Here is a 25,170-nt window from a genome sequence, read left to right as displayed (position 1 = left end):
CCTGGACACTCCTACACCAAGTTTTGACTTAAAATAGATTTCAGAACAAAAAATTTTAATTCTTCAGTCGATCACCAAAGATACTAGCACAGTTTGTTAAAATGTAAAGAATTTCAACAGTGATAGATAAGTTTGGCGATCCTCTACTGACTTTCGACCCTTCTTAAGCCTCTTCTTCGTGGTATTTAGGTTGTTTCTGCTTTTGAGGAATGTTGACGCGAGGAGGGTTATAAGGTTCGAGTTCAACATCATCATCCCAAACATCCCTCCGAACTTCATCGTATTCATGCTCTCTTTCTTGCCGAGGTGGTTCGTAACTAGCCGTCCGTTCTGCCTTGATTTCCCCCCAATTATCCTCTTCTAATTCTTCGTAGCAGATAGATTCAGTCTGTCTTTGTGGAGGAGAAGTAGCAATGGGCTGTTCCCAAGTATCTTCATCCCACCGTTCTTCCGTTACTGACTGTCGTTCTTGGAAAGGAGCATGAGCCCGCACGGGAATTCCGGTTCCAAGTTGGTTTTCAGGTCGAGTGGTGGGAGGATAGTAGATATCTTCTTCCTCTTTTTCCCAGGGAGGACGGCCAATACCTAACCGTTCTAATACTCCTATTGTTACTTGAACTAATTGCTCTTCTGCCCCTTCAAAAACAATTAGACGATTAGGACCACTACTGATTACTTGTTCAATAGAGAGTTCGTAAGTACTAATCAACCGGTCAGGAATTTGCGGCAGTCCTAGAGAAGCAATAATAATAGAGGACACTTTCCCGGTTTCAAGATTAAACTCGAAGTCCCGAACTCGCCCTAACGGTTCTCCTGTTTCAGTGATTACTTCGCAATTGACAACAGGAGAGTGAGCATCAATATCGACAGTTTTAATCACGTCCTCATCTTCGACCAGGACAACATCCCCGATCTGATGACTACTAGAAAGATACATATATCGGGGCATTCCCGAAAATGAAAGCACATTGTCTCGTAATCCTAGGGCGACTACTTCTCGTTGGTCTATATCCACTAAGACTTCCTTGACAACACCTAACTTTTTACCTGTATTGCGAGTGATGACCTGTGTATTAATAAATTCGTTACGTAATCGGATTTTATCGCTAGTCATTGTGTCCATAAGTTGGAATTTTGGCTTCCGGGGGATAGCCAGAATACAATAAAGTTTTCTTTGGTTTGACGGTTAACCCTCAATTTATAGATAATAGCTCATGGTCTAACAATTATGGTGTAACACTAAGGTAAAAGTATTAGCTCTAGTCTAAACTTTGGACTAAATTACCGTAATTCTAAACTTATTTAGAGTCGGACTTGTCTAAAAGGATTAATCATTAAAGATATTAATTGTAACTTAAATATCCTCTCTATTATTTTAACCAACTTTTTAGTAAAATAGATGTATAAAGAAAAATGTCTGATAAAAAGCTTAAATACACTTTCCGTTTTCCGCTTTTAGCATTCTGAACAGTTCCATTTTACTCTAAGAACTTAATAGTCCATTATCTTTTAAAAAGAAATCTTAGCTTAACTTTGGGCTTGTCAATGTAAATATCTATATAAATTTATTTCTTTGTATTTTTTTAAAAAAATCTGCTTTTGTTGCAAAACAATAGATTTAAGTTTATATATAAAAGCTATTATTTATAATTATTTGTCTAGGGTTATTTATATTTTTTTAAAAGTCTAATTTAGAATTAGACTTTGATTAATTAATCAATTTGTTAAAGTAAAAACTGTGTATTTTTAGTAATTTAATTTTATGAAAAAAATTAAATATTTAGTGTTATTATTGACACTAATATGGTATTAATTAATCTCTTAAAAGGTTATATCAAAAATGACTGTCAATATAAATTTGTAAAGTCAGAAATAGATATAGATAGTTAATAACTATCTATTCTGTATATTATGGATATTTATCATAATTAATTTAGAGTAAGTTTTTAATTTTTAAAAAAAAATAGATTGAGACCATCTAAATTTATCATGATAAATAGAGTGCTTATTTAATATTCAGATAATGTTCTAACTATTAAAAATATATTAATTGTTTTTGTAGCAAAAAAAACTAACGATAGACATCAAAAAACAAATAAAAAATGATATCAACACAAGATAAAATTTACCTCGATTTTGACGTCTATAATTACGATATTTAAATTTTTTTTATTTAATTAGATTGACAGGCAAGCCATAAAAATATTTTACTATTGTTTATTACTTAATTTATTTAGTGTAGCTTTTATAATTAAATTATAGTTAGTTAATATGTTTATCTCAAGAAAGATTTAGAAGTTATATTTAATATATTTACTCATAAAATGGTTGTATAATTATTTTTTAATTTTTTTAACAGCACAGAAGATATTTTAATATATAATTAAGCAAGAAATTGATCAATTATATATTATTGTTACTAAACAAAAAGTACAATAAAAATTGATTTTAAAAAAATTAAAATAATTAATGTCATGAATTTTACTTATGAGAATATGTTTTTTTATTTATAAATCAATTCAGCTAAAAAAACTTATTTTACAACAGAAATAGCTAGGTTAAGTAGCAATATAGTTTTTATTTAAAAATAAATAAAGCTTTTCGTAGTTTATATTTACTTGATTTTATTTAGTATAAATAAAATATTTTTCAGAAGTTGGCTCATAATTTCTTTTGTTAAAATCGGTTACAGTATTATTATACTGATAATTTGAGGAGAATTTATTTTCTTAAATTATAGTTGACAGTCTTTATTTACTTATGTCCTTGTACATTGAGGATAGTCTTATCTTTATTTAAGAGGAACTTTTAACCTTTATTGAGTAATAAAAGTTTGCATTCAATTCTTACAACATCCATTATTAGTTTAGCATACTAAATATAGTAAAAATAATTTGTTTACAGCTAACAGTTACATCTGTTGCTAAACAGTACTTGGAACTTGAAATAGTTGTAAATAATAAGTAAGTTTTACGGTACTTTATAATTCATTATTGAGAGAACTTATAAAAAATATAAATAATCTTTTTCATCCATACATTAATATGTATTTAAGTCTTTTCAAGATTTCTGGGTCTAGTATTTATGTAGATAACAATAATTATAATTAGGTTATAGAAGCAGAGATTGCAATTATTAAGCTATATGAAGTCTTTTTAGTTTATAAATTGATACACTTTTTTTTAAGCTTATGATTATACTTTAGTTGTCTATTTACTATTAGAAGAGCGAGTTTTTCTATAAGCACAAGGCATTATAACTTGCTCAGAAAATTTATAAATTGTCAATAAGTATAACTGATATTTAAATAACCCTTAGATGATTATACTGTATTGATTAACAGATTTCATTCCTCTCTTAACTCTTTCAATAGACTGAGTAGTGTCAAGTGAGTAGTTGGCAAGTTGTTTTTTTATATAAAAAAGTACATCATTTCTGTCTTTATTTAAAATTGTCAGGATTTTCATTAGTGGAGAATGTTACTAACTTTCACGACAACCTCTACCCCATTTTGGTAAATAAATTAATTATTTATGAGTAATCTAAGTCTTTAATTCTCGAGTTTTTTAGGTATAGACTGTGATTGACTTTCTATTATTTTGTTTTATACATTCAAGTAGTACAGACTGGGGATATTAATTATTTTTATCACTTTTTAAGACTTTTATATATTACCCACCATGAAAATAGCAAGCACTAAAACAATAGTTATCTACCGAATCTAGGACAGTAAAACTGACCGGTTCTCAATAGAGTCTGATTTGCCGATAATGTTAATAACAAGCAACCTATCAAAAACTAAAGCATTTTAAAAATTAAGTTTTTAGTCCGTTAATATTAATAATTTTACATAACAATTCCAGTATAACCAATGTTAGTTTGCTTGACTATGTTTTGTGATTTAAGCAGATTCTAACCAATAGAACGTCCTCCAAATTTTTCTCGTAAAAGTTTATTATTGTCATTAGCAATAGTAGCCGATAAAGTAATAGCACGAGAAACTTCTTCTGGGGATAAATCAGCCACAGATCGTTGGGTTAAGACAACAATTTTATCCTTCATAATTCCAAATCTGGTTTCTAAGGTTTCTTCCCAATTCATAGTTAATAATTTTCGCATCAACCCCTGTCCATCTTCAGCAGGAAGTTGCAATACTGCTGCCCAAACTGTTAGTAAATCATCATCTGTTTCCTCAGTAAGCTGGACATATACTTCTATACTTCCATATTGAAACTTCTAAAGATAACCTTGATCATCATGATAAACCATCGCACTCTCATTTTCTGCTAGGCTACTAATTACTGTTTCAATCATTTCATGATGGGTGCTAGTGGTACTAACAAAATCGTCAGGAAGATTTCTTTTTGTGGTGTTTTCGGAAGTTAGGTTTATCATCGTCCTCACTCTAATCACTTTGATACTGATGCTTTGAAAGATGGCTTTAAGATCATCTTAATTGTATTATCTAATTTAAGATCACTAATCAAGATAACTTTTTATAAGAGTTTCCGTTAATAAATTAATTTGTACGAAAAAATAGCTTATATAAGTATCTATATATAGCTCTTAATCAGAAGAAGACACGTGATCGCAGGTTTTCAAGGTGGCGTTACAATTATTTACCGTCAGAGGTTATGTTGCTGCAGCCACTAAAGATTTAGTTTATGAAGCTAAAGTTGCTGAATACAACATATTGCTAATCGGCAGGTAATTTTGTTTGAGGTCATTGCGTCTGAATATTATAGAGATTGTAACGAATTTATGAGTTTAATTCAGTTAAACGAGCGATCATAAATCCTCAATCTAAAATAATCCCCTAAGATATTAATAGTGCTACTAACTCAAAACCTTTTTTAGATCTGTTTTGTCAAAGTACAATGTAATCAAAAGTTACGCTATCACATTTAATCAGAAGTAATTGTTAGAATGACAGACGTGGCAGAGGTTTTTGGATACAGTAATGGAAAGGGGAATTGATAGTCCGACAAACCATAGAATTGTTGCTAGGATTTTTTGTGGGAATGTTTTCCATAATTAAGGTTTTATCATGATACTATCTAATCGCTCTTTAGGTATTATGGGGGACTACTGGATGAATCTCTGATATTTTTCTTCGTGAGGTTCTGTTTCAAACAGTAGAATGGGGAAGGGAGAGAGTCGAGGGAGATTGTTCAAGAAAATGGGACCATAGACTACATACATACTGGGTTAATCACCGATGACTAACTATAAATTACAACAAATTGCTTTTTTGGGATTAGGTTTAATGGATTCCTCTATGAGCGCTAATTTAGCCCGTAAAGGATTTAGTGTTAAGGGTTGGAATCGTATCCCTAATCGCCCCGATGTTAGGATAGCAAAAGAAGCAGGGGTAACGAGGGTCTCGTCAATTGAGGAAGCAATAGAATCGGCTAATTCCATCTTTATTTGTGTTGGGGATGTTCCCGGTATGGAAGAGATGATTTTAGGAGAAAAAAAAATTATTAACCATGGTAAGCCTGGGGTATTAGTGGTAGATTTTAGTATCATTAACACTGATGCTGCTCGTTATTTAGGCACTCAATTGAAACACCAAAATTTTCGCTTTTCAGATGCACCCATTGTGGGGGAGACCTTGGGGCACAACGGGGTACTTTTACCATTATGGTAGGAGGTAAAATAACCGATTTTAAAGTATGTAAACGCTATTTTGAAGCTATGGGAAAAACTGTTATTCATTGTGGTTTGGTAGGGAATGTACAGGGAGTAAAAATGCGTAATCGAACTTTTTGTACTGTACATATGGCGGCTTTATGTGAAGCGATCAAAATAGCAGAAGAGCAAGAAGTTGATTTTGCTCTGAGCATAGAGACTTGTAGTACAGGGGCAACAAGTTCTTGGGTATTAAGCAACTTAGGAGTAAAGATTATTAAGAGTGACTATAATCCAGAATTTGCTATCAAATATATTTTGAAAGATTTACGATTAGTTAAAAAGACGATAGAGAAATCAGAAGAGAGTTTAGCAAGTGTAGACTTAGCAGAACAGCTTTTTTATCTAGTTTTTAAAATGGATAATGGAGGAGGGTTAGAACAAGAAATTTAGGCGATACAAACATTAGCTTACAGTTGATATTGTTTAAGAGAGCAATTATTAAATAATTGAAATCTAAATTCCTAGGTTTCAATTAGAATTGAACAAGCACAAAAATAGCGAGATAAATGAGCAATTTTTGCCCTACAGGTTTTACCCGATCAATTGATTAGTATTGTTAGATTAAGAGTTCTAAATATTTATCCCTATATATCCATATATAGGGTAAAAGAACTAGCGCTAACACCATATATGTGGTATAAACAAAACTATATCCTCAATTATTGACATGAAATTAAGTACGGAAAACAGTACAAAACTGTCAATTTTATTGCTTCAGTTTACGTTCGTTTTTAAATAGTTCAAACCAACGATGCAGCCAACTGTCTTAACCTCTTCCGATCCTTCTCAAATAACCCACCATCAATCCTCTTCAACTCGAGGAAATCCCGTTAATTTGGGAACTAGTAAAATTCAAGTTATTCGCCGCGATAAATCTTGGACTTCTCTGAATATTGGAAAAATTAGGGAGGTGGTAGATTGGGCTTGTCAAGGTCATAACGTCAATCCCATCGCCTTGGAAGCCGGACTAAAAACTCGCCTACGCCACGGAATTACTACCAGAGAAATTCAAGATAATTTGATCAACTGCGCTTTAGAAATGTGTAGTCCCGACGAACCGGGCTGGCGTTATGTAGCGGGAAGACTTCATATTTGGAGCTTATGGAAAGATACTCTCGTCAGTCGAGGCTACCAATACGGTGACTACTATAAAACCGTTAGTACAAAGGTTAAATCTAGAGTTTATGATTCGAAAATACTCACTTATTCTAGGGAAGAATTAAAGGAAGCTGGCAGTTGGATTAATCCTGATTGGGATACGGACTATGATTATGCCGGGGCGGTACTTTTGACAGGACGTTATTTGTTACCCGATGAACTTCCTCAAGAAGCTTTATTAACTTGTTCGTTGTTGTTAGCGACAGTAGAAAGTCCCGAAAATAGACTGGTTTGGGCGCAACGTTTTTATGAAGCAATCGCCACCCGTACAATTTCTTTAGCTACCCCGATCCTAGCTAATCTTAGAACTCCTGGAGGATCGTTGACGAGTTGTTTTGTTATATCTATTGATGATAATTTAGAGAGTATTTTTGAAGAAATAACTAACACTGCTAAAATTTCAAAGAATGGAGGTGGGGTTGGTGTCAATGTAAGCCGAATTCGGGCTACTGGAAGTTGGGTAATGAAAAAAGCCAACGCTTCTGGGGGGATCATTCCCTGGATTAAATTACTTAACGATACTGCAATCGCCGTCAACCAAGGGGGTAGACGGGCGGGAGCTGTTACCGTTGGGGTAGATATTTGGCATCTAGACGTTCCCGAATTTTTGGAAATGCAGACGGAAAATGGAGATCAAAGACGCAAAGCTTATGATGTCTTTCCTCAGCTTATTTTGACTGATGAATTTATGCGTCGGGTGATGAGTAGACGCGAATGGACATTGGTAGATCCCTATGAGGTTAGGATCAAGTTAGGTATAGAATTAGCTGACTTGTGGGGAGAAAAATTTGAGGAAGCTTATCAAGTAATTGAGCAAAAATTAGGAGAGGAAATAACTCTTTATAAGCGTATTCAAGCCCGTGACTTATTCAAGACAATTATGCGATCACAGGTAGAAACGGGAATGCCCTATTTGGCCTTTAAAGATACCATTAATCGTGCTAACCCTAATAAGCATCAAGGATATATTCCTGGAGTAAATTTATGCACCGAATCTTTCAGTAATGTTTCCTCTGGAAAAGAGGCACATTCTTGTAACCTTGTCTCCCTAAATTTGGCCAATCTTGATACTGAGGAGCTGAAGTATACTTGTAGTGTTGCTGTTAGGATTTTAGACAATACCATTGATATTACGAATAGTCCCTTTGATGATGCAAAAGTCCACAACGATAAATATCGTACTATTGGAATTGGCTGTATGGGGTTAGCAGATTGGTTGGCAAAAAAACATCTCTCCTATGAGAAATTTACGGAAATTAATCAGTTATTCGAAGAATTTAGCTATTGGTGTACTCACGCTTCTATGGAGTTAGCCAAAGAGAGACAGCCATATCAAGCTTTTGTGGGAAGTGAATGGCATCAAGGTAAATTAATTGGGGCAAAACCAGTAGAATGGTTCTTAGAAAATGCTACGCATAAAGAACGTTGGAAACAGTTATCAAAAGACATTCAAACCTACGGAATTCGTAACTCACATATTACTGCAATCGCCCCTAATACCTCATCTTCTTTAGTTCAAGGATGTACGGCTAGTATTCTTCCGGTTTATAGTCGTTTCTTTTATGATAAATGGGCGAAAGGAACCGTTCCAATTGCCCCACCGTTTGTTGAAGAATCTTTTTGGTTTTACCATGAAAATAAAACCTTAGATCAACAAAAAGTAGTGAGAGCTGTAGGGCAAATACAGCAGTGGATCGATACAGGTGTTTCTATGGAATTACTGTTTAATCTTAATCAAGGTATTTACTTTCCCCATGAACCAGAACGCTCTATTAATGCTAAGGACATCTTTAATACTTTAGTATTAGCTTGGCAAGAAGGTTGTAAAGCAGTTTATTATATTAGAACTGTCCAGAAAGATAATTTTAAAGAGTCTGATAGTGGTTGTTCCACTTGTGCGAATTGATTAATCTTAATCGAGAAAAAAGATTACGTTCTCCTACGTATTTAAGAGAAGATTGTGAATTTTAGTTTATATAATGAGGACTACCGTCTTTGGTTATAAACCCCTAACATAATTTTGATCTTCTCGATTTAATTGAATAAATATAAAAAAAATTTTTAAATATGAATCAGTAAACTGTTTAAAGATTGTATTGTTAACTCTAATAAGAAAAACTATTGAGAAAACTTTGATGATAGGTTTTCTTTGAATCTCTCTTCTTTTAAATTTATTTTGAAATTTTAATTTTCAAAATAAAAAGTGTATTTTAATACATATTTACCCTTAAAGGTTTTTCTTATATAGTTTTACGTCTCTTCTAAAAAAGTTATCAATAAAACTTAAAATTTTATAAAAAATATTTAAATATTACAGGAGAAAAAATTATTTAACTTAATTTTTATAAAAATTTGATCGAACACATTGAATACAGAGCAACTAGTAAAAATCTTAAATATAAAAAATAGAAGAATAATTTAAAAAACAGTATTTGATAGTATTAAAAATATATTTTTAATTTTTTTTAAAAAAATGCTGTGGAAATATTTATGGAAATATCAAAAAAATTAAGTTTCTGTTAATAAAATAGGATTTTTTCACTATATTGTCAAGAGATTTTACTTTTTAGACTGAGCTAATTTTTTATTTAAAAGACCTGTTTTAATTTAATTAAAATTAAAACAGGTATTAATCAAACTATAAAAACAAAATAAAGGTTAGATTATAGGGATTAGATTGACTAATTTTTATGTAAAATTAGAATAATAAAAACTTAGTTGTACATGGAATTGTATATAAACTTAATTGTATTATGGTAGTAACTAATCCTAAATTACCTAAACAGATGCCCATTAACCCTATTTTTAATCCGGATGGGGATGATGCTATAGAAAACCGTTCTATTTGGTTTGGTAACACGACAAATTTAATGCAGCTTAATGATGTTAGGTTTCCGTGGACGGTAAGTTTATATCAACAGATGAGAGAAAATTTTTGGATTCCTCAACGGCTAGATATTACTCAAGATGTGACAGATTACACTAATTTAACTAATGATGAACGGTATGCTTATGAAGGAATTTTAGCTTATCTTACCTTTTTAGATTCGATTCAAACCTGCAATATTCCACACCTCAAAAGTAGCGTTACAGCACCAGAAGTTAGCCTTTGTATGGCGGAACAAATCTCTCAAGAAGGAATGCACAATCAAAGCTATCAATACATCATTGAAACGATTATTCCTCCAGAAAGGCGTAATCATGTCTATGAGTTTTGGCGCACCGATAAAGTTTTAAAAGAACGCTGTGAGTTCATTGCAGGCTTATATCAACAATATATTGATAATCAAACTTCTGAAAATTATTTTGTGGCGTTAATGGCAGACTTTTTATTAGAGGGATTATATTTTTATAATGGCTTTATCTACTTCTACAATTTAGCGTCAAGAATGTTAATGCCAGGATCAGCTGATATTTTTAAAATGATTAACCGAGACGAATTAAGTCATGTTCGTCTGTATCAGAAATTAATTCCAGAAGCGAGAAAAGTATTTACTCATTCTGTCGATCAAATTTATGATATGTTTGCTCGAGCTGTTGAACATGAATGCCGTTGGACTAATCATATTATTGGTAATAACATCTTGGGAATTACTGAGTATAGTACCGAACAATATACAAAATATTTAGCCAATATTCGGTTGCGTTCAATTGGGTTAGATCCTATTTATCCAGAGGATAAATATAACAAAAGTCCCTACACTCATTTAGAGCGGTTTTCTGATACTAAAAAGGAAGCGTATACTAAAGCAAATTTCTTTGAATCAACAGTTACTAGTTACGTTATGTCTTCAGGGGTAACTGGATGGGATGAAATCTAACAGGCTGTCCTGAACAACTGCCAGGTTGTTCAGGACAGCCTGTTAGATTTCAAAGAAATAAGAAATAATAAAATATCCTAGCCTTTGTGAAAACTGCAATAACTAGAGTTTTAAACTAACTTCCCTATTTCAATATTTTGACTATTTATAAATTAAATCAATATAATTCATATTTAAGTAATGTACAGGGAAGAGAACCATTGTAAATAGAAATACGGCGAGAAGTTCTTAATCCTATTTGTTTACCTAATTCTTTGTTTGCTGTTAAAATATAAGCATCCCAACCTTTAAAACGTTGCTTTAACACATCACCTAACAATTTATATAATGTCACCAATTGTTTATAATTACCAATACGCTTCCCATAAGGAGGATTGCAAATAATAGTGCCCTTATCGGTTGGGGCTTCAATTTTTTCTAATTGAACTTGATTTAACTTAATGTCTTTATCAAGACCACAAGCGGTTATATTGATGGACGCTTGTTCGATGACATTCCTATCTTGATCGCTTCCAAAAATAGGAGCTTTCAGCCGAACCAATTGTTTATTTTTTGCTTCATCAACTATTTTAGAATAAATAGTTGAATCAAAGTCTAACCAATTTTGAAAACTAAATTTATTGCGATATAAGCCTGGGGCAATATTTAGCCCTTTTAATGCGGCTTCAAGAAGTAAAACTCCTGAACCACACATGGGATCTAAAAAAGGACTATTTCCATCCCAATTAGCTATATCTAATAAAGCAGCTGCTAGGGTTTCTTTTAAAGGTGCTAACCCCATAGCTGAACGATATCCTCGCCGATGTAGACTTCTGCCTGAACTATCTAGACTTAAAATACAATAATTGTTATTAATATGAGCATTGATAATAATATCAGGATTTTTAACATCAATATTAGAACGAGCGTTAAACCATTCTGTTTGTTGATCAACAATGGCATTTTTTATTTTTAACGCTGTAAAATGGGTATGGTTTAAATTTAGATTACTTCCAGTACAATTAACAAGAAATGTTTGGTTGGTTTGTAAATACTTAGACCAATCTATCTTGTGAACATTTTTATACAATTGAGTTGCATTACAACTTTTAATTTTTTGGATAGGAACTAAAACTCGAAAAATAATCCTTGACCACAAATTTACCCTATAAAATAATTCTTTATTTCCATGAAAATGAACTCCTGCAAAATCAGGTTTAACTTCTGTTGCTCCTAATGATTTTAACTCTTTAGCTGCAATTTCTTCTAATCCTCTCGCAACAGTAGCAAAATAAGTCGTGCTCATCATATATTAGCTAATAAAATTGTTGAGTTATTTTTCATATTCTATCATTTGATATTAATCAAGTGAGATGATAAATAGAAAAATAAAAATATGTTTTTTGTCTTGAGACTCTATCCATATTTAATGAAAATCTTGTCTTATTAAATCTAGAAAATTAATAGTTATTTAATAAATAAAATGGAGTTTATCATAAAATACCTAAAAGTTCATAAGTCTCCACAAGATCTATATAAATTACACGAATTTTAAATAAAATAGACTTATCTAAAACTACGAAAATACAATCATGAAATTTATAAAACTACTGTAGAGGATTTTCTGGTTTAGATAAGTTTTTAGTCTTCGAGTTAAATGGGGTTCATAAAATAATATGGATAAGTAATCTTAGAATAGCTTTTTTCTGGACTTCTTGAAGAAAAAAAGGTTATAAAATATTTTCTTGAGAATTTAATATTATTGACGATAATACTCTTAATTTTATAGAAAAATCTCATGGTATTGTAAATAGTTGTTGAAGTTACTATCTACAACGTTATTCACTATGTATTGATTTGTCAAAATTGATCGTGGAATTGTAAATAAAGATAGCTTTGATTGCTATATACCTTATCAGAGACACCAAGCCAAAACAAGATACTGAAAAGGCTTTGGTAGATAAGTAATTTTTTATAGATATATTTCTTAGCATTTGTTTAATTTTTTTTAAAAAAAATCTACAATAATAAATAATTATACTGAGATATAAATTACATACAATTATTTATTACTGTCGAGTAAAATGATAAAAAGTAATTAATCTTTATTAGTCTGCAATCAATTTTTAAAAATTTGATTGCAGACTAAAGTATCTATCCTGATTCAGATCAAATATTATTTGAGTAAATATTAGCTATATGCTTTATTTATTTTTTTATAAAAACCAATATACATTAATAGTTATTATTAATATATATTGTATCTATTTACTTTCTAAAGTATTTAATTAATTTAAATAGAAATATTATTATTTTCAATAAAAAATTATAAAAATAAACTTAATAAATAGATTATTTGGTAGCCACATTACTTAAATTTTACTCTCATTATTAGAGCAATATATGAGGATGTTACCCCAGTTAATAGATTAGTAGTAATATTATCTAATATTTAAGCAAGTATAGTACGGTTTTATTCAGCTATCTTTATTTCAACACTAGTTAGTTTGTGTAACTTTGAAGATAAAAAAAGTAAGTAGATAAACACAAATAAATAAGAAAATAGAGTACGGGATGCCCGTTTACATAAAAATTTAGTTCATATATTTTTAATAAATCTATAAACTAATAATTTCTATTAAAGGCAAAAAATCATGTTTAAATTTTAAAAAATACAAGAATAAAAAAATAGAAAAGTAAAATTAATTTTCAGAGAAATATATGATTTTTTAAAAAAGAGCTAGAGATAAAAAATAACAAAAGTAAGCACAGTAATTATTTATATCCCAAGGGTAAATATCCTCAAAAGACTAGAAATGTCGTAAAAAAAGAAAATCGATACAGTAGTTGTTCTTGCTTATTACTCAATATATATAAGTGGTTTAGTTAAAACTAGATTTAAAAAACAATAAAAAAAATATTAAATCTATATTTTTTACTAACTTATAGTTATAGATTAAGAATATCCTAAAAAAAATAGTTTAAAATAAAATTTGTCAAACTTATAGAAAAATATTTGAAGATACTTATCATTAAATAATGAATTATATTTTTAGCGTTTATTTATAGCTGGTTATTTAAGTCAATAGCTAATAGTTATTTGATATTTCTCTCAAACAGGTTATATGACATGAAACAAAGAATGCCATGTTCTGTATATTCCCACACTTCCTTATCAAAGGAAAAATGTTAGGATACCGGTGAGCTGTTTGATGAAACTAAGAGAATTCAAGATAAAAAAACAACTGTTTCCAAACAGAATAGATGTATAGAAACTAAAATTCTACTTATTTCTCTTAAAATTGGAGTTTTTGTGGATTTATGTCAGTTTTATAACAGGATTTCCTGCCATTCCCAAAAGCCGAGTCATATTGACCTGGGAAGACTTCCTGTGATAATACGAATGGCTCAAATGAGCGATATTAAGGGGCTAACCGAGGTTTTAATCGGAAGTTTTCATACCCCTAAACAATGGATTTCCTGGCTACAACCCTTATTTAGGTTAGAAATTCATGAAGATTTGCGCACCCGTTTTCGCTCACATTCTCCTTATTATTGTTGTTTAGTAGCCATGGTATCTAGTGAGACATCCAATGATTCCCAAGAATCAGTTATTGGTACAGTAGAAATCACTCTAGGTTCTAGGTTGCATTCTCAATCTTTGTACATTAGTAATTTAGCCGTTAGCCATTCCTATCGAAGACAGGGAGTAGCTAAACATTTACTCCAGAGATGTGAGCAAGTTGCTTTAGAATGGGGATATCGCTCTCTTAGTTTACACGTTTTAGAAGATAATTACCCAGCCAAACGGCTTTATATTAATGATGGTTATAAAGTCCAAAGAACTGAGTTGACTTGGCAAAGTTGTTTATTTAAAACTCCCCGACGATTATTTCTGAAAAAAATATTAAAGTCTCCACAATATTTTTTAGAATAAAATTAAGGGTTATTAGGTTCGATTAACCTAGATAAAGTTATCTAAACAAATTAGTACTACTGGGTTTTAACAAGGCGTTTAATCTATTCTTAACTAGAAAGTTTTTCCAAACTGACTATCTTAAAACTGAGCTATAAAATAGTCGACTAAGATAGTTAGAAAATAATTTTTAATGTTTTGAGGTAGTTCGAAAAACTTTTGATATAGAATTAGAGGACTAATGGGCTTGATCCCATTCAAGATAATTTCGTTGCCTGAGTTCGACATAAGGCAGTTAACCTTTTTTATACCTATGCCAGTTCCTAACAAAAAACTAAACTCTATCCAAATTATCCAAAAACTACAAAGGGAAATTGCGACCCTAAAAGCGGCCCAAATAGCTACTTTAAGAATTCAACAAGAATTGCGCGAAAGTGAACAACGATGGCAATTAGTATTGCAAGGGACAAATGAAGGAATTTGGGACTGGAACCTCAAAACTGATGAGCTTTTCTTTTCTCATCGTTGGAAAGAAATGTTAGGGTATCAAAATGAAGATTTATCTAACCATTTTGATACCTGGAAAATGTTGCTGCATCCTCAAGATAGAGAACAAGTAATGGCTGCAGTACAAGCTCATTTAGAGAAAAAAACCAACCATTATGCGGTTGAATTTCGACTCAAATGTAAGGATGGAACTTATAAGTGGATTTTATCACGGGGACAAGCTCTTTGGGATCAACAAGAAAACCCGATTAGGATGGTAGGAACCCACAATGACATTAGCGATCGTAAACAAGAGCAAATTCTATTAAGCTCTCTAATTGATTGTATTCCTGACTTTATATTTTGTAAGGATCCCCAAGGGGTTTATAAGGTCTGTAATAACGCCTTTGAAACTTTTGTCGGACGTGACAGAAAAGATATTATTGGAAAAACAGATTTTGATCTTTTCAGTCCCGAAGAAGCTATATTTTTTCGGGAACAGGATCGTATTATGATTCACAAAAAACAAGCCCATCGTAATGAAGAATGGATTACTTATCCTGATGGACGTCGTCGTCTTCTCGATACATTAAAAACCCCCTTTTGTTGTCCTGATGGTAACTTAATGGGATCGATTGGGATTAGTAGAGATATTACTGATCGCCAACGACGAGAAGAAACCTTAAAAAAGCAAGCTCAACGTGATAGTTTACTTAGCAGTATTGCTCGACAATTAATTGATCAAGATTTTAATACTGCCGTCGAATTTACCCTAGCAGCTTTAGGAGAATTCACCAACGGTGATCGTGGCTATATCATACGTCATTCTCCTCAACAATGCCTTTGGAATATGACCCATGAATGGTGTAACAAAAACATTCCCTCTACTAAAAAACAATCTCAAAATATCCCTTTACAAGACTTTCCCTGGTTCTCAGATCAACTCCTAAAAGGCCATCCTATTCGAGTTAACTCACCGGAAGATCTGCCTCGACAGGCTATCGACGAAAGGGAGATGTTTAAAAATAGTCTTAGCCCTACCCTAGTTGTAGTTCCTATGGTGGCCACTGGTCAAACGTTAGGGTATTTGGGGTTTGACGGAAAAATTACTAAACATTGGACTCAAGAAGATGTAAATGTCTTAAAACTAGTGGGAGAATTCCTGGCTATTGCACAAGCAAGAGCTCAAGCAGAAGAAGAACGCACTGAGTCTAAAGCTAGATTTGCTGGCATTTTAGATAATGCGAATGAAGCGATTATTTCTATTGATGAAAATCAGTGTATTACTTTGTTTAACCACGCTGCCGAAAAAACCTTTGGCTACCAGGCATCAGAAGTGTTGGGATGTCCCTTTGATCTGCTTATTCCCCAAAGGTTTAGTGAAAGTCATCATCGACATGTTAAAGATTTCAGTATCGCCTCTGAAATTGCTCGACAAATGGGAGGTCGTCGTCCTGTTTTTGGTTGTCGTCAAGATGGGAGCGAATTTTTAGCCGAAGTCTCAATTTCTAAAATTAAACTCAAGGGACGCAAAGTATTTACCGCTATAGTGCGAGATATAACCCAACGCAAACAAGCAGAAATAGCCCTAAAAAAAGCTAAAGAAGCCGCAGATGCCGCCAATCGTGCTAAAAGTGAATTTTTGGCTAGTATGAGTCATGAATTACGGACTCCCCTCAATGCTATTTTAGGGTTTACTCAGGTAATGCAACGTGATCTCACTCTAAGTCAGGAACAGCAGCAGAATTTATCGATCATCTCACGCAGTGGCGAGCATTTATTAACGTTGCTCAACGATATTCTAGAGATGTCCAAAATTGAAGCAGGCCGCACGAGTTTAAACCAGAATAGTTTTGACCTATATCGCTTGCTTTCTAACATAGAAGCTATGCTAAAGTTAAAAGCTGAAGCTAAGGGGTTGCAACTGATTTTTGAATATACCCCAGAAGTTCCTCAATACCTAACCACCGATGAAGGGAAATTACGGCAAGTTTTAATAAATTTATTAGGCAATGCGATTAAATTCACCGATGAAGGGGGTGTCACCCTGCGGGTGAAAGGGAATCAGGAATCAGAAAAAATCATGATTACCTTTGAGGTCGAAGATACTGGACTAGGTATTGCCCCCGAAGAGATAGACCAACTATTCGCTGCTTTTGGACAAACAGAAACCGGACGCAATGCTCAAGAGGGAACAGGATTAGGGTTGCCCATTAGTCAGAAGTTTGTGCAGTTAATGGGGGGTGATATTCAGGTTAATAGCGTGCTGGGCCAAGGCAGTTTATTTACTTTTACCATTAAGGGACAGATAGCATCAGCTAGTGCTATCCAAACGAAAAAACCTATTCGCAAAGTCATTGGATTAGCTCCTGGCCAACCCAAATACCGTATTCTAGCGGTAGATGATCGCCTAGAAAGTCGTATTCTATTAGTTAAATTGCTCTCATCGATGGGGTTTGAAGTTCGTCAGGCTAGCAACGGAAAAGAAGCTATTGATCTTTGGGAAAGCTGGGAACCCCATCTAGTGTTAATGGACATGAGAATGCCTATTATCGATGGCTACGAAGCTACCCAACACATCAAAACTACCACCAAAGGACAGGCTACCGTAATCATCGCTTTAACTGCGAGTGCTTTTGAAGAGGAACGTAATGTTGTTTTATCAGCTGGATGTGATGACTTTATGCGAAAACCTTTTCGAGAAGAGGTTTTATGGGATAAAATTGCTCATCACCTTGGTATTTGCTATATTTATGAGTCTATGAGAGGAGAAGATAACCAAACAGAGGAAACAAATGTTGAAGCCCAAGAAGATACCTTCGATGATCTATTGCAACTATTATCTGTGATGTCTCCTGAATGGATCAGTCAAGTTCATCAAGCTGCTATAGAATGCAGTGATGATGCCATACTAGATTTAATTACTCAAATTACTCCAGCAAGTGAGCTTTTAGCTGTTACTCTAAAAAACTGGGCTAATGACTTTCTTTTTGAGCAGATTATTGAATTAACCAATAAGGCAATAGTTGATAAGGCAATAGTTAATAATAATTTAGATGATTAGCAGCTTATGATCTTAGAAAAAGGCAATCTTCTTGTCGTTGATGACACTCTTGATAACCTGCGTTTGCTCTCAGCCATGTTATCAGAACAGGGCTATAAAGTCCGTAAGGCTCTTAATGGAAAGATGGCCTTAAAAACCGTATCTCAAGTTCCCCCTGATGTCATTCTATTAGATATTAATATGACAGGAATTAATGGTTATGAAGTTTGTCAAACTCTAAAAGATAATCAAAACACCAAAGAAATTCCTGTTATTTTTATTAGTGCTCTTGACGATATTTTAGATAAGGTTAAAGCTTTTGAAGTGGGAGGAGTAGACTATATTTGTAAGCCATTTCAAGAAGAGGAAGTTATTGCTAGAGTCGAAAATCAATTAACTATACAACGGCAAAAAAAACAACTCCAACAAGAAATAAAAGAACGAAAAAAAACGGAACAAACCTTACGGGTTTACCTTCATGCAGTATCTCATGACTTACGTAATCCCGTGTTGGGGATGGCTATGGTTTTGAAAAATTTACTAAAAAAAGGAAGAAAAGAAAATAAGCCAACTATAGAAATGTCTAATGAAGTATTAGAACAGATAGTAGCTAGTTGCGATCGCCAACTTAACTTAATTAATTCTTTAGTAGAAACTCAACAATTTGAAATGGGAGGAGTTTACCTTAATTGTACCCCCTTAAATTTATTTTCATTAAGTCAGAAATTAGCCGCAGAATGGCAACCAATACTAAAAGAACATCAAGGTACATTAGATGTTCTAATTCCCCCTAAATTACCAGTAGTTAATGGAGATAGTGACCGCCTATGGCGGGTATTTGAAAATTTGTTAGCTAATGCCCTTAAACATAATCCCCCTGGCTTAAAATTAAACATAAATGCTGAAGTTTTAACTCCCCAAAAATCAGCTTTTTATACTCAAAAAAATCTTGATCAATCTTCTCAAGATAAAAAAATGGTGATTTGTACCTTGGCTGATGACGGAGTAGGAATGAATTCAGAACAAGCAGAGAACTTATTTGAAAGATATCACCGAGGAGATGGGGCAAATAAAACACTAGGGTTAGGGTTAGGACTCTACCTTTGTCGTCAAATTATTGAAGCCCATGGGGGAGAAATTGGGGTAATCACTAATCCAAATGATGGGGCTAAGTTTTGGTTTACCTTACCAGTTTTTGACAGCAAAAAAGATACTAACCAAATTGGTTAAATCTTTCACTCTTAAGCGGACAACCAACTAAGAAAACCTAAATTGATATATGTCTAATTCTTAAGTCTTATTATTTATCTTATTGTCTCTAATTTAGTTAAATTATTCCTCTTAGATATCAACAGCAAAATATTTTAATTTGATTTAAATAATATGCGTCCTGGGAAAAATAAATAATGGGTAGAAAGGATGGTAAGTTTCAAAACTGTTTTTAGCAAAACTCGTACTTTCATCAGTTTTTGCTTCAGTAACATCTTTTTTTACAGCAACTCGGTCTAGTTTTTATTTTCTAGCCGAGAGATTTTGTGCAGTTTATAAAGGTAGTCTTAAACAGTTCCAAGAAATTTGTTTGACTCCTTGAACACGAAAATCAAATTACAATTCAAACAAATAGTGATTCAAGCATAGTTTTCATCCGTCAAAGAAAAGTCTCTCCCCCCTTTCAAGTAAATTTTGCCAAAAATACATTAGTTTATGACTATTTTTACCGCACGGACATGATGAAAGAACATATTATTTTGGTTAAGGGGAATGTATCATAAACGAAAATTACCCTTTGTCTTAGTTAACCAAACATGATTAACTTAAGAGAGTTAATTTTGAAAGTAGACTTTTTTATAAAAGTCAAATATTTTCCTTGTAGTTCAGATCACTATAAAAGTGTAATTTTCTATACCAGATTAACTATGGAAAAAAGTACATCAACTAATAATCGCTACCAAACAAACTTGATGTTCCTTCCTCCTTGGCTCAGACGCTCTGTTGGTAAAGCCAGTGAGATTTCTGCTGTTCAGCGCATTATCAAACGACGAAATATTCATACAATCTGTGAAGAAGGTCGTTGTCCAAACCGAGGGGAATGTTACGCACAGAAAACAGCAACTTTTCTGTTAATGGGTCCAACCTGCACCCGTTCATGTGGTTTTTGTCAAGTGAATAAAGGTCATTCTCCCATGGCATTAGATGTCTTAGAACCGCAGAGAGTAGCAGAATCAGTCAAGTTATTAGGATTACTTTATGTTGTTTTAACTTCTGTGACGCGGGATGACTTAGCTGATGGAGGTGCCAATTGGTTTGTCAGGGTTATGGAGTCTATTCGTCAGAACAACCCCCATACTGAGATTGAAGTGCTAACCCCTGACTTTTGGGGAGGAAGAGAAGGAGAAGTTACTCAAAAACAACGGGTCGCTACCATTGTAGCTGCTAAGCCTGCCTGTTACAATCACAATGTTGAAACCGTCAGACGTCTGCAAAATATCGTGAGAAGAGGGGCTAAATACGAGCGATCTCTGGGGGTTTTAAAGTGGGTAAAAGAACTTGATAAATCCATTCCGACCAAATCTGGATTGATGTTGGGGCATGGGGAAACAGAAACAGAAATTATCGAAACTCTCAAAGATTTAAGAAAAGTGGGATGTGATAAACTTACTCTAGGACAGTACATGCGTCCGTCTTTAGTCCATCTTCCTGTGCATAAATACTGGACTCCTGAAGAATTTGAGAAATTAGGGAAAATTGGGCGTTCTCTAGGATTCTGCCACGTTAATTCAGGCCCTTTAGTTAGAAGTTCTTACCATGCAGGATAAACTTAAACTAACATTATTTTGTTACCTTGTTGACATACCTCACTCACTTCAGGAGTATGTCCTTTTTGATTATATAGTTCAGCTCATGTCTTGAAATCCTCCTAACCCTGACCACTTTACGTGATACAGAATGAGCTTCTTGACCTACAACACAATGTTTTGTCTAATAATTATCTCTAAGCCAATTAGACTGTTTAAATCCTCTAGCCAAAGCTTTAAAAGCTTAAAAAAAAACGTAACTTTAGTAAAATTTAGTAGTTTTCACTTAGTATCTGACGATGTCATGGTCAACTAAATCTTCTTTCCTTTCGTTGAGTGTTGTTTTTTGCACCTATTGTCTGTTTGGCTGGAATGTGGGTCGGTCTGTCTCATCCTTAACTCGTTCCTTGATTCAACAAGGAAAAACTTGGGGATGGCTTCTCGAAAGTGACACGGTATTTTTAATGTTGCACATCTTGGCTGGGGTTCTCGTATTAACAATTACTGCCAGTTTGGTTGCAGCACCGGTTGCGTTGATTACTATCGTATTTGGAAGTGGGTTTAAATCTGATAATCGCGCTATGGTTTCGGTGCTCTGGTGGACTTTTACCGTTGTCTTGATGGTTTGTTGGCTAGAATATTTTATCAGGCTACTTTTGTTGTTGTGTGCAGCTACTCTAGGAAAGTTAGAACTACAAGATAAAGGGTATCCACAATGGAAAGTTCTATTTATTTTGATGATAATCTGTTTGGGTAGTTTTGGATTAGGGTTAGCAGTTTTCCATGGATATACTTAGATGGTATTTTTTGAAATAGAAATTAACCTTGGTGTGACATTGTATACTGTGTTATATCGACTTTATTTCACTAGCCAAATTAATAATATCTGCTTTATAATCTTAATATTATGTCTAATAATCCTCAAAAACCATTTCAAAGAATTGTTGTTATTATCTCAGGTTTAGCTTTACTAGGAGTTATGATACTCCCCATGTCGCGTTCGATAGATCAATCTTTACATCCATTAACAACCTCCTCCACCAACAGTTCCCAACAAGAAAAGTTACAGGCGATTGCAGACGGCTATGAACAGGTATTAAAACGCGAACCCAAGAATTCTACTGCCCTACAAGGATTAATAGAAGCAAAATTACAACTCAAAGACTTAGAAGGGGCTATTGTTCCCATGGAAAAATTGGTTCAATTATTCCCAGAAGAAGAAAAACTAGTGACTATCTTAAAAACTATGAAACAAGAATTAGAAATACAAAAAAATCCATCCTCTCCGGTATTATCTAAAAGTAATTCAGAACAACTCTCGATAGAAGATGAGAATAACAATTAATATGATTTACTTTCTGGAGTCGGTAAAATTAGTAAATCAAGATATACTAAAATCTTCTTTTCATTGAAGAAGGATATTTATTACGAACCTAACTGTAGATTCGTGATAGACAGCCCTATGTTACATATTCTAATTTTTGTCGGTTTCAACCTGAAATAATTTAATAGATTCTTTAGGTAGTTAAAATTCAATTATTAAGAAGAGGATCGATGTTAGTTTTATCGTGTTCCAATACAAAATAATTATTTTAAAAATAATCTTTTAAGCTCCAAATCAGTCATATTCTTGTGCTCAGTTTAATTCATTTAATATTCGATAAATTTTAACAAAAAAATATTGTAATTTTAAGGAAAAAGCTTTATTTTTACTTAAGTTGAACTGTTTTGGCTAATAACCAATACTTTTGGGCTCATCTGATGACTTTTCCGTCGCCATTCTACAAGCATAAGCTAGTCCATCAAAGATCACATAACGTTCCCCTCAAATTTTATAAATTTATCCTATCGTTTGTTTATCTCCTAATGTAGAAACAGTTTCTTTTATTAAATTTTAAACATAGCAAAATTAAGTAGAATATAGTCCCTTTTCAGGAATATAAAGGAAAAAATCATAAATAGTTCTATCAAAAAAACTAGGCTTATAAATTATTACAATTATGAGGATCTTAAAGATAAGTGGGATGAACAAAAGTCCAAGTAATGCTGCTTTTATATTTTAACAATTCTATTTTGAACTTTCTTTTTTATCAAAATAGGGTATTTATTGATATCTTAAATAAATTAAGGTAAAATTAACATAAATAAAATATTCAATTTTATATCATAAAGTTTCTACTAGAGATTGAGTATCATTATATTTCCCAACTATTTTATCAAACATAGTATTAATTTTTTCAAAGACTATTTTTATGTTAGTTTAACAAGATCTTTATGATTATGAGCGCCATAATTGTCTTGTATTCTATCTATTAGTACAAGTTTATCCTCTGAGTAAAACAGAACAATTTTATGATTTTGTTCTAATAAAATTTTAGTAAATAAATCTCAATAAAACTGACTTATCTTATAATTAGAATGCGTATTGTTTATATTTTCTAAAAAAATTTATACTTTGTGATTTTCTTGTATTTAAGTTGGCTTATACAACTTTAAAAGTATTAGAAATAATTAAATTTAAATCCAAAGGCAAAAAAATACTTATAGTTTTAATTATATTGATACTTTTTTAAAATTTAGTGATAAAAATTAAGCTCTAATTAGTTAGGATTTAAAAAAATAAATGTTACTTGATAAGTATAATTTTTAAGTTCTAAATAAGTTTAAATAAACAGCATATAAACAATATTTTAATTTATAAAAAAAATTATTCTTCTCTTTAAGAAGATCTCAAATAGTAACTTAGATAAACTTTTATATATAAATATGTTGATAAACATACTCATTCTATGAATGGAAAAACAATTTCTCATAACGAAGTTATTCTTAACCTAATCATGGTAAATTTTAAACTAAGGATTTATAAAAAACAACGATCACTTCTTCTATTCCTTAGAGTACAAGTACTCTAAGGAATAGAAGAAAATGCTTGATTATTAATTGTATCTATGCTTATCTATTATCCCTGCTTAGTTATTTAAATTTTAGACCTACTGAAGAAGCTATTGATTAAAAAGACGAATTCAAGTTTTATCGTAAAGTTGATATCCTAATCTGTTAAAAAAACAAAACTTTATTACATCTACATCATTAGATCTACATTCCACTGACTTTTCTTATCCTATCTCTCAAATTTATAAGAATAAGGTAAAAAGCTTTTTCTTGTTCTGACTTTCGAAGTTCGTTAATTATCTCCTCCCCTCAGGAGTAGCCAATTCAGGGTATCCCGCCTCAATTAAGGCAAAATCACGTATACGACAAGAATCACATAAACCACAGGGTCTTTCTCCTCCTTGATAACAAGACCAAGTATCCTCAATGGTAACCCCTAGAGCAATAGCGCGGTGTACAATATCTACTTTAGAATTCCCAAGTAAAGGGGCAATTAATTGAGGGGCATTACCTTCAATTCCTACTTTTGAAGATAAACTAGCTAACCTTTGATAAGCCTCAAGATAGTCCAAACGACAATCAGGATACCCCGAATAGTCTACAGCATTAATCCCTATAAAAATTGCCTTAGCTCCTTTAGTTTCTGCTAGAGAGAGGGCAAGAGCGATAAAAATAGTATTTCTTCCTGGAACGTAGGTAGAGGGAATAGTATCAGATTTAATTCCCTTTTGAGGAATACTCAAAGACTTATCAGTTAGGGATGATCCTCCCCATTGGGCAATATTAACATCAATAATGTAATGTTCGGTTATGCCTAAGTCTTGAGCAATTTTTTTAGCTGCTGCTAACTCCTTCTCGTTACGTTGTCCATAGCGTAGAGAAAGGGCAATTAGATTGTAACCTTCGAAGAGAGCGATTGCGGCCGAGGTAGCTGAATCTAAGCCTCCAGATAGCAAAACAACGGCCCGAGGTTGATTCATAATTTTTTGTATACTCCTTGAGGTTGATCCATCATTTTTTGTATACTTCCTGTTAAGGATAATCTATCTTTGCAGTTCTTGTGGAAAATTAATCAATGAAAAATCTCAAAACTCGCTTTAGTGAAGATCTTTCTAATGTTAAATGGCAATATTTAACGCCTCATGCACAAAGAGACGCTATCATTTTTGTAACTAAATATTTAGACTTAATAGAAGTCGGAGTGGCCATTTCTCAAGATGATGTCAACTCTGCGTAAAATTGGATTAGTAAAACCTTAATTCACAAACCATCTTCCGAACAATTAACAACTTGGAATGCTGATTATTCTATTTTATTTAACACATTAATTTTGCAACCTTTTGTATTAATTTAATATAAAGTAGAATAAGAGTAAGTTGGATTATA

Annotated in this window: 12 protein-coding genes and 3 pseudogenes; 11 read left to right on the top strand and 4 right to left on the bottom strand. The window is 32.6% G+C overall.

Annotation, left to right across the window (positions count from 1 at the left end):
• Positions 1–163: 163 nt before the first annotated feature.
• The gene (locus tag RGRSB_RS04120; RefSeq protein WP_119259963.1) at positions 164–1,114 is read right to left on the bottom strand and encodes a PRC-barrel domain-containing protein; all 951 of its coding nucleotides are present in this window, start codon (positions 1,112–1,114) and stop codon (positions 164–166) included.
• A 2,798-nt stretch (positions 1,115–3,912) separates the two neighbouring features.
• Positions 3,913–4,395 (bottom strand): annotated as a pseudogene (locus RGRSB_RS04115) (YbjN domain-containing protein).
• 823 nt (positions 4,396–5,218) lie between these two features.
• Between RGRSB_RS04115 and RGRSB_RS10875 the strand changes: the two are divergent.
• The 4 genes and pseudogenes from RGRSB_RS10875 to RGRSB_RS04100 all read left to right on the top strand — a co-directional run.
• Positions 5,219–5,664, top strand: a pseudogene (locus RGRSB_RS10875) (NAD(P)-binding domain-containing protein); the annotation flags it as partial.
• Entirely contained in the window at positions 5,644–6,084 is a 441-nt protein-coding gene (locus RGRSB_RS10870; protein WP_338063340.1) for an NAD-binding protein, read from the top strand. The pseudogene RGRSB_RS10875 and the gene RGRSB_RS10870, both read left to right, overlap by 21 nt.
• Before the next feature lie 361 nt (positions 6,085–6,445).
• Positions 6,446–8,758: a ribonucleoside-diphosphate reductase subunit alpha gene (locus RGRSB_RS04105; protein ID WP_119259962.1), complete on the top strand. Its 2,313-nt coding sequence runs from the start codon at positions 6,446–6,448 to the stop codon at positions 8,756–8,758.
• Positions 8,759–9,605: 847 nt separating this feature from the next.
• Entirely contained in the window at positions 9,606–10,673 is a 1,068-nt protein-coding gene (locus RGRSB_RS04100; protein WP_119259961.1) for a ribonucleotide-diphosphate reductase subunit beta, read from the top strand.
• 157 nt (positions 10,674–10,830) lie between these two features.
• On the opposite strand, the gene RGRSB_RS04095 is transcribed toward RGRSB_RS04100, so the two are convergent.
• Positions 10,831–11,958: a THUMP domain-containing class I SAM-dependent RNA methyltransferase gene (locus RGRSB_RS04095; RefSeq protein ID WP_119259960.1), complete on the bottom strand. Its 1,128-nt coding sequence runs from the start codon at positions 11,956–11,958 to the stop codon at positions 10,831–10,833.
• Positions 11,959–14,055: 2,097 nt separating this feature from the next.
• On the opposite strand from RGRSB_RS04095, the gene RGRSB_RS04090 reads away from it, so the two are divergent.
• The 6 genes from RGRSB_RS04090 (at position 14,056) to RGRSB_RS04065 (ending at position 22,237) form a co-directional block, all read left to right on the top strand.
• Positions 14,056–14,589, top strand: a complete 534-nt coding sequence (locus RGRSB_RS04090; RefSeq protein WP_119259959.1) for a GNAT family N-acetyltransferase — start codon at positions 14,056–14,058, stop codon at positions 14,587–14,589.
• A gap of 292 nt (positions 14,590–14,881) precedes the next feature.
• Positions 14,882–18,118 (top strand): PAS domain S-box protein, encoded by a 3,237-nt coding sequence (locus tag RGRSB_RS04085; protein ID WP_119259958.1) that lies wholly within the window; start codon positions 14,882–14,884, stop codon positions 18,116–18,118.
• A 6-nt stretch (positions 18,119–18,124) separates the two neighbouring features.
• Positions 18,125–19,327 carry a hybrid sensor histidine kinase/response regulator gene (locus RGRSB_RS04080; protein ID WP_119259957.1) on the top strand — a complete coding sequence of 401 codons (1,203 nt, stop codon included), beginning with the start codon at positions 18,125–18,127 and terminating at the stop codon, positions 19,325–19,327.
• A gap of 686 nt (positions 19,328–20,013) precedes the next feature.
• Entirely contained in the window at positions 20,014–20,913 is a 900-nt protein-coding gene (lipA, locus tag RGRSB_RS04075) for a lipoyl synthase (protein WP_119259956.1), read from the top strand.
• Positions 20,914–21,191: 278 nt separating this feature from the next.
• On the top strand, positions 21,192–21,689 hold the full coding sequence (locus tag RGRSB_RS04070) for a hypothetical protein (RefSeq protein WP_119259955.1): 498 nt from the start codon (positions 21,192–21,194) through the stop codon (positions 21,687–21,689).
• Positions 21,690–21,799: 110 nt separating this feature from the next.
• Entirely contained in the window at positions 21,800–22,237 is a 438-nt protein-coding gene (locus RGRSB_RS04065; RefSeq protein WP_119259954.1) for a tetratricopeptide repeat protein, read from the top strand.
• A 1,843-nt stretch (positions 22,238–24,080) separates the two neighbouring features.
• Here the strand turns inward: RGRSB_RS04065 and queC are convergent.
• On the bottom strand, positions 24,081–24,764 hold the full coding sequence (gene queC / locus RGRSB_RS04060) for a 7-cyano-7-deazaguanine synthase QueC (protein ID WP_172582031.1): 684 nt from the start codon (positions 24,762–24,764) through the stop codon (positions 24,081–24,083).
• Positions 24,765–24,859: 95 nt separating this feature from the next.
• On the opposite strand from queC, the pseudogene RGRSB_RS04055 reads away from it, so the two are divergent.
• Positions 24,860–25,138: pseudogene (locus RGRSB_RS04055) on the top strand (DUF2288 domain-containing protein).
• Positions 25,139–25,170: the final 32 nt, after the last annotated feature.

Source organism: cyanobacterium endosymbiont of Rhopalodia gibberula (assembly GCF_003574135.1).
In the GTDB taxonomy this organism is placed as follows: Bacteria; Cyanobacteriota; Cyanobacteriia; order Cyanobacteriales; family Microcystaceae; genus Rippkaea.
This window is presented reverse-complemented; position numbering and strand designations above follow the sequence as displayed.

Coding starts and splice junctions, on each gene's coding strand:
- RGRSB_RS04120 (WP_119259963.1), bottom strand. CDS start 1,114: ATGACTAGCGATAAAATCCGATTACGTAACGAATTTATTAATACACAG.
- RGRSB_RS10870 (WP_338063340.1), top strand. CDS start 5,644: ATGGTAGGAGGTAAAATAACCGATTTTAAAGTATGTAAACGCTATTTT.
- RGRSB_RS04105 (WP_119259962.1), top strand. CDS start 6,446: ATGCAGCCAACTGTCTTAACCTCTTCCGATCCTTCTCAAATAACCCAC.
- RGRSB_RS04100 (WP_119259961.1), top strand. CDS start 9,606: ATGGTAGTAACTAATCCTAAATTACCTAAACAGATGCCCATTAACCCT.
- RGRSB_RS04095 (WP_119259960.1), bottom strand. CDS start 11,958: ATGAGCACGACTTATTTTGCTACTGTTGCGAGAGGATTAGAAGAAATT.
- RGRSB_RS04090 (WP_119259959.1), top strand. CDS start 14,056: ATGGCTCAAATGAGCGATATTAAGGGGCTAACCGAGGTTTTAATCGGA.
- RGRSB_RS04085 (WP_119259958.1), top strand. CDS start 14,882: ATGCCAGTTCCTAACAAAAAACTAAACTCTATCCAAATTATCCAAAAA.
- RGRSB_RS04080 (WP_119259957.1), top strand. CDS start 18,125: ATGATCTTAGAAAAAGGCAATCTTCTTGTCGTTGATGACACTCTTGAT.
- lipA (WP_119259956.1), top strand. CDS start 20,014: ATGGAAAAAAGTACATCAACTAATAATCGCTACCAAACAAACTTGATG.
- RGRSB_RS04070 (WP_119259955.1), top strand. CDS start 21,192: ATGTCATGGTCAACTAAATCTTCTTTCCTTTCGTTGAGTGTTGTTTTT.
- RGRSB_RS04065 (WP_119259954.1), top strand. CDS start 21,800: ATGTCTAATAATCCTCAAAAACCATTTCAAAGAATTGTTGTTATTATC.
- queC (WP_172582031.1), bottom strand. CDS start 24,764: ATGAATCAACCTCGGGCCGTTGTTTTGCTATCTGGAGGCTTAGATTCA.